The organism is Comamonas jiangduensis, assembly GCF_030162955.1.
GTDB lineage: Bacteria > Pseudomonadota > Gammaproteobacteria > Burkholderiales > Burkholderiaceae_C > Comamonas > Comamonas jiangduensis.
On sequence record NZ_JARXOV010000051.1, the window covers coordinates 1 to 790 of the forward strand.

Below are 790 nucleotides of genomic sequence, written 5' to 3' on the forward strand. Positions count from 1 at the left end.
TCGACAGACACGCCCCGCGAGGATGGCAAAGAAGACCGCGACTTCTGTGACAAGAACCCGAACGTGCTGGCCTGCCTGGAGCTGGACACCCCCGAGGGCGAGATACCCAAAGGCACATTCAATGTGACCTACGCAGTAGAAAACAGTTGGGGCAATGGCTCCTGTCCTGCGGACAAATACGCCACCTTGGCAGGCAAGTCCGTCAAGGTCTACGACTGGGAGCAAACGTGCGACTACGTCGCCACCTACGTTCGCCCCATCCTGCTGCTGCTCTGTGCCCTGGGAGCGCTGTTCATCGTCATGCCAGGAAGGGCAGAAACATGAAACTAGGAACATGGCTCCTGGCAATGCTGCAGCCCATGATTGGCCGCATCCTGGCCGCAATCGGATTCAGCGTTATCACCATCACCGGGTTCGAGCTCGTCATCAGCACCCTCAAAAACGCTGTTAAAGACGGCATCAATACGCTGCCCGCTGACACGCTCAACCTGTTCCTGTACGCCGGTGGCGGTCAAGGCCTTGGAATGATTCTCGGCGCCATCACCACCAAGCTACTGCTGTGGCAAGTGCAGCGTGCAACGCAGATTCTTGGAAGGAACCCAGGATGATCACTGTCATCACCGGCACCCCAGGTGCAGGCAAAACCCTGTACGCCATCACCAAGCTGCTGCTGCCCCTGATTGGCACGCATGTACCCGTGACCGATGAAGACGGCGTCACCACCATGCACCCCCGCACCATCTACACCAACATACGCGGGCTGCTGATTGACCACGAGCTCATCGACGCG

Annotated in this window: 3 protein-coding genes; all 3 read left to right on the forward strand. The window is 58.5% G+C overall.

Annotated features, from left to right (window positions below; translation table 11 throughout):
• Nucleotides 1-324: IgG-binding virulence factor TspB family protein (locus QEP12_RS16920; RefSeq protein WP_284214990.1), on the forward strand; the 324-nt coding region annotated here is incomplete at its 5' end.
• The gene (locus tag QEP12_RS16925; protein ID WP_281355052.1) at nt 321-608 is read left to right on the forward strand and encodes a DUF2523 domain-containing protein; all 288 of its coding nucleotides are present in this window, start codon (nt 321-323) and stop codon (nt 606-608) included. The genes QEP12_RS16920 and QEP12_RS16925, both read left to right, overlap by 4 nt.
• Nucleotides 605-790 (forward strand): zonular occludens toxin domain-containing protein (locus QEP12_RS16930; RefSeq protein WP_284214991.1); only part of this gene is annotated, 186 nt, incomplete at its 3' end. The genes QEP12_RS16925 and QEP12_RS16930, both read left to right, overlap by 4 nt.